A 5,522-nucleotide genomic window follows, 5' to 3' on the forward strand; every position below is an offset into this window, starting at 1 on the left:
CGGCGGGCGAGGCGCTGGCCGGTGCGGTGCTCGGACTCCTCGTCGGCGCGGCGCTCTTCCTGGCCGGACGGCAGGCGGCGGGCCTGGTGGAGATCCAGGGCGAGAGCTTCTTCCCGAGCTATGTCACCCCCTCCCCCGCGCTGGTCCCGCTGGTCGCGGTGGCGGTTCCGGTGTGCGCGGTGCTGGTCACGCTGCTGGCGATGCGCACGGTGGTGGTCGAGCCGCTCGGCGTGGTGCGCGCGGCCGTGTCCGCCCGGCGCCGGCTGTGGTGGCGGCTGCTCCTGCCGCTGTCCGGTCTCGCGCTGCTCTGGCCGATGATCGGCCAGGGCCGCGTCAACGGCGACTTCAACCAGGTCCTCGTCATCGGCGGTGTCCTGCTGCTCCTGGTCGGCGTGACCGCGCTGCTGCCCTGGATCGTCGAACGGGGCGTCACCCCGCTCGGCGCGGGCCCGCTTTCCTGGCAACTGGCCGTACGGCGGCTCCAGTCGAGCGGCGGCATGGCGGCCCGCACGGTCAACGGCATCGCGGTCGCGGTGGCCGGGGCGATCGCGCTCCAGATGCTGTTCGCGGGCGTGCAGAGCCAGTACGTGAAGAGCACCGGCCACGACCCCGCCCGCGCGCAGATCGAGGTCGCCCTCAGCCACCGCACCGATGTCACCTCGGCGACCCGGGCGTTCGCGCGGACCGAGGGCGTACGGGCGTCGGTGGGGCTGGCCACCGCGAGCCTCGGCGACAGACCGGCCGACCCGACCTCCTACACCGACATGGTCGTGGGCGACTGCGCCTCCCTGCGCGAGGTGGCCCGGCTCTCCTCCTGCCGCGACGGCGACATGTTCACCGTGAACAGCCCGGACTACTCCAGCGCGACCGACAAGGCGATGCGCGATGCCGCTCTGCGTCCCGGCGGGCGCGCCTGGATCAACCCGCGCATCATGGGCGGCCCCGGTCTCGCGGTCCCGCTGAAGCTCACGGCCTCGCTGCCGCACGCGGCCTTCCGCGCGGACTCCCTGATGCGGAGCGTCAACGGGCTGCTGGTCACCCCGTCCGCGCTGCCCGCCGCGGCGCAACCGGCGCTGTCCGCCCAGGTCTTCCTCCGCCTGGACCCGTCACGTCCGGACGGCCGGGAGTACGTGCGCAACACCGCCGCACGGGTGGACCCGGTCTCGGACGTCCTCGCCTGGACGTCGACCGAGACCGACGGTGGCTACAGCTCCCTGCGCACCGGTCTGTTCATCGGCGCGACCTGTGTGCTGGCGCTGATCGGGGCGAGCCTGCTGGTCTCCCAGCTGGAGCAGCTGCGCGAGCGGCGCAAACTGCTGTCGGTCCTGGTGGCCTTCGGCACCCGGCGCCGGACCCTGGGCCTGTCGGTGCTGTGGCAGGCGGCCGTGCCGATCGCGCTCGGCGTCCTGCTGGCCTCGGCCGTGGGCCTCGGCCTGGGCGCCGTACTGCTGCGTATGACGGCGACGCCGGTACGGGTGGACTGGACGAGCGTGCTGTCCCTGACGGGTGTGGGCGCGGCGATGGTCGCGGCCGTGACCCTGCTCAGCCTGCCCCCGCTACTGCGGCTGATGCGGCCCGACGGGCTGCGCACGGAGTAGCCCTCGGGGGCGGGGAGCCGCGCTCAAGGGCGACGGGACGGGCGGGGCTCCACCGGGGGCCCCGCCCCTCTCACGCCTCCGCGTCCAGCACCCGTACCGGCAGCGGGCGCAACGACTCCCGCAGGGCGGCGGCCAGTTGCTGGTACTCGCTGCCCCGGGCCGCGCCCGCGCGCATCGCCAGGCCGACGCGGCGGCTCGGGGCCGGGTCGGCGAAGCGGGCGGTGCGCAGCCGGTCGCCCCGGGCCGTCTCCAGCTCCATCGCGGTACGCGGCAGCAGTGTGCAGCCGAGACCGCCCGCGACGAGCTGGACGAGCGTGGAGAGCCCGGCGGCCGTGGTGGTGACCGGCGCCGCGGCCGGACGCCCGCCGCGCCCCGCGCCACGGAACTCGCGCCCGGCCTCGCGGCAGATCTCCAGCGCCTGGTCGCGCAGACAGTGCCCCTCGTCCAGGAGCAGCAGGTTCAGCTCCTTCAGCGCCTCGCGCGGGATGCCGTCGTCGCCGCCGAGCGGATGGTCCAGCGGGGTGACCAGCACGAAGTCCTCATCGAACAGCGGGAGTTCGACCACCCCGGGCACGGCGAGCGGCACCGCGAGCAGCAGCAGGTCCAGCCGCCCGGAGTGCAGGCCCTCGACCAGGTTGGCGGTCTGCTCCTCGTGCACCTGGAGGTCGAGCTGGGGGTAGCGCTCGTGCACCAGGCGGAGCACGGTGGGCAGCAGATACGGCGCGACGGTGGGGATGACCCCGAGCCGCAGCATCCCGGTGAACGGCGCGCGCACCGCCTCGGCCTCTTCCAGAAGCGCCCCGACCTCGGCGAGCACCGCCTTGGCCCGCACCGCGAGCCGTTCACCGGCGGGCGAGAGCAGCACCTTGCGGGTCGTACGCTCGACGAGGGTCACCCCCAGGGTCTCCTCCAGCGCCGAGACCGCGCCGGACAGCGCCGGCTGGCTCATCCCGATCGCCGCCGCCGCGTCCCGGAAGTGCAGATGCTCCGCCACCGCCGCGAAGGCCCGCAGCTGCGCGAGACTCGGCTGCTTCCGGGTGCCGCTACCGCTGGTCACCGATAACCACCTCCGATCAATGGCACCGAGTGTAGCTATTTCCCTAATCAATGCACCCTGTGCCACCATCGGCCCCGTCCAACCCATGGGAAGCACCTCCCGACCAGGGGTGCCTCCTCGCTGCAAGGAGAGCAAGTGCTCACTGTCGGTGACAAGTTCCCCGAGTTCGAACTGACCGCCTGCGTCTCGCTGGAGAAGGGCAAGGAGTTCGAGGAGATCCACCACAAGTCCTACGAGGGCAAGTGGCTCGTGGTCTTCGCGTGGCCCAAGGACTTCACTTTCGTCTGCCCGACCGAGATCGCCGCGTTCGGCAAGCTGAACGACGAGTTCGCCGACCGTGACGCCCAGATCCTCGGCTTCTCCGGTGACTCGGAGTTCGTGCACCACGCCTGGCGCAAGGACCACCCGGACCTGACGGACCTGCCGTTCCCGATGATGGCCGACTCCAAGCACGAGCTCATGCGCGACCTGGGCATCGAGGGTGAGGACGGCTTCGCGCAGCGCGCCGTCTTCGTCGTGGACCCCAACCGCGAGATCCAGTTCACGATGGTGACCGCCGGTTCCGTCGGCCGTAACCCCAAGGAGGTCCTGCGGGTCCTCGACGCGCTCCAGACGGACGAGCTGTGCCCGTGCAACTGGACCAAGGGCGAGAACACCCTGGACCCGGTCGCGCTGCTGGCCGGTGAGTGACCCATGTCGCTCGACTCGCTGAAGTCCCGCGTCCCGGACTACGCCAAGGATCTGAAGCTCAACCTGGGCTCGGTCATCGGCAACTCCGACCTTCCCGCGCAGCAGCTGTGGGGCACCGTGCTGGCGACCGCCATCGCCTCGCGCTCCCCCATCGTCCTGCGTGAGCTGGAGCCGGAGGCGAAGGCGAACCTCTCGCCGGAGGCGTACACCGCGGCCAAGTCCGCGGCCGCCATCATGGCGATGAACAACGTCTTCTACCGCACCCGGCACCTGCTGTCGGACCACGAGTACGGCACCCTGCGCGCCGGTCTGCGGATGAACGTCATCGGCAACCCCGGCGTCGACAAGGTCGACTTCGAGCTGTGGTCCTTCGCGGTGTCCGCGATCAACGGCTGCGGCCTGTGCCTGGACTCGCACGAGCAGGTGCTGCGCAAGGCCGGCGTCGAGCGCGACGTGATCCAGGAGGCGTTCAAGATCGCCTCCGTGGTTCAGGCGGTCGGCGTCACGCTGGACGCGGAAGCTGTTCTGGCCGAGTAATCGGCTCTGTCGGCCCCGGGGCCTCGCTCACTCCTTGTGGGCGAGGCCCTCGGTGTTTTCCTGGGCGTCCCCGGGGGCTTCGCCCCCGGACCCCCCGTCGGCCTGAACGGCCTCGTCCTCAAGCTCCCCCGGAGGGGGTGCCCCCAGACGGGCTGGAACACCCACAGGCGAGCTGGACGGTTGCTCCCCCATCGAGTACTGCCGCAGATACCCCACCACCGTGTTCGTCACCGCCACCAGCGGTACCGCCACCACCGCCCCGCCGATGCCCGCCACCATGCCGCCCGCCGCGACCGTGAGCACCACCGCGAGCGGGTGGACCCGTACCGCGCGGCCCAGGATGAACGGCTGGAGGATGTGGCCCTCGATCTGCTGGACGGCGAGCACGACCACGAGGGTCATGACGGCGGTGAAGACGCCCTGGGTCACCAGGGCGACGACGACCGCGAGCGCGCCGGAGGCGACCGCGCCGACCAGGGGGATGAAGGAGAACAGGAAGATGAAGACGGCCAGGGGGACGGCCATCGGCACGTTGAGGAAATAGATGCCGAGGCCGATGAAGATGGCGTCGATGAGGGCGACCAGGACCGTGCCCCGGACGTAGGCGGTCAGGGTGCTCCAGGCGCGCGGCCCGGCTCCGGCGACGCCCGGGCGGGCGGCGGCGGGGACCAGCTTGAGGAACCACTGCCAGATGCGCTGACCGTCGTAGAGCAGGAACAGGGTCGAGAAGAAGACCAGCAGGATGCCGGTCAGGGCCTCGACCACGACCTGGACTCCCTCGAGCCCGGCGGACGTTATCTGGTCGGTGTTGGCTCCGATGGCCTCGCGCAGGCTCTTGGCGATCTGGTTGATCTGTTTGTCCGTCACATGGAACGGGCTCTTCAGCAGCCAGTTGCGCAGGTCGTCGATGCCGTTCTGGATCTGGTCGGAGAGCGTGTCGATGTTCTCCATGACCTGCCAGGTCACGAACCAGCCCATCAGGCCGATGATGACGAACCCCGATATGGCGCTGAGCGCGGTGGCCGGGCCGCGGGGCAGGCCGTAGCGCATCAGCCGGGCGACCGTCGGCTGGAGCAGGGCGGTGACGAGCAGGGCGATGACGAAGGCGAACACCACGAGCTGGACCGCGCTGATGACCCGCATCAGCACCCAGACGGTGCCCGCGAGGACCAGCAGCCGCCAGCCCGCCTCGGCGGCGACCCGTACGCCCCAGGGGACGGCCTGCGCGGGGTCCGGGCGGCGGTCGGGGCCCGCCTGATGGGGCACCACGGCCTTGACGGTGTCCACGGGTTCGGCGGACGGCTCGGCAGGCGGGGCGTGTTCCTTCTCCACCTCGGCGCGGAGCTCGTCAAGACGCTCGCTCATCTCGGTCAGACCGGCCCCGAGCCGGCCGAGCCACCCTGGCATTCGCGACATCATCCGTCCCTCTTCCCCGCCTACCGGGGCGCTGCGAGCCGTCCGGGTACGACCGTACAACGCGAAAGCCCCTCCCCCTAGGACGGGGAGGGGCTGTGCGGGGTTGAGCCGGGCGGCCTAGTACCAGTGGTTGGCCTGCCAGAACGACCAGGCCTGGCACGGGCTGCCGTAACGGCCGTCCATGTAGCTGAGGCCCCACTTGATCTGGGTGGCCGGGTTGGTCT

5 protein-coding genes and 1 pseudogene are annotated in these 5,522 nt (G+C 71.4%); 3 read left to right on the forward strand and 3 right to left on the reverse strand.

The genetic code is table 11. From position 1 onward, the window contains the following. Positions 1-1,598 (forward strand): ABC transporter permease (locus tag GTW40_RS01555; RefSeq protein WP_161178326.1); only part of this gene is annotated, 1,598 nt, incomplete at its 5' end. Between the two features lie 70 nt (positions 1,599-1,668). Here GTW40_RS01555 and GTW40_RS01560 read toward each other — a convergent pair. After that, positions 1,669-2,655, reverse strand: a complete 987-nt coding sequence (locus GTW40_RS01560; RefSeq protein ID WP_161178327.1) for a LysR substrate-binding domain-containing protein — start codon at positions 2,653-2,655, stop codon at positions 1,669-1,671. A 135-nt stretch (positions 2,656-2,790) separates the two neighbouring features. On the opposite strand from GTW40_RS01560, the gene GTW40_RS01565 reads away from it, so the two are divergent. Then, complete coding sequence (locus GTW40_RS01565; protein ID WP_161178328.1) at positions 2,791-3,345, forward strand: peroxiredoxin; 555 nt, start codon at positions 2,791-2,793, stop codon at positions 3,343-3,345. Positions 3,346-3,348: 3 nt separating this feature from the next. Further along, positions 3,349-3,882, forward strand: coding sequence for an alkyl hydroperoxide reductase (locus tag GTW40_RS01570; protein ID WP_161178329.1), 534 nt, complete (start codon positions 3,349-3,351; stop codon positions 3,880-3,882). A 27-nt stretch (positions 3,883-3,909) separates the two neighbouring features. Here the strand turns inward: GTW40_RS01570 and GTW40_RS01575 are convergent, their stop codons facing one another. Together GTW40_RS01575 and GTW40_RS01580 are read right to left on the reverse strand one after the other, a co-directional pair. Next, positions 3,910-5,298, reverse strand: coding sequence for an AI-2E family transporter (locus tag GTW40_RS01575; protein WP_237525275.1), 1,389 nt, complete (start codon positions 5,296-5,298; stop codon positions 3,910-3,912). A 117-nt stretch (positions 5,299-5,415) separates the two neighbouring features. Beyond that, positions 5,416-5,522, reverse strand: a pseudogene (locus tag GTW40_RS01580) (lytic transglycosylase domain-containing protein); the annotation flags it as partial.

Origin of the sequence: Streptomyces sp. SID4985 (assembly GCF_009863025.1) — a bacterium.
GTDB lineage: Bacteria > Actinomycetota > Actinomycetes > Streptomycetales > Streptomycetaceae > Streptomyces.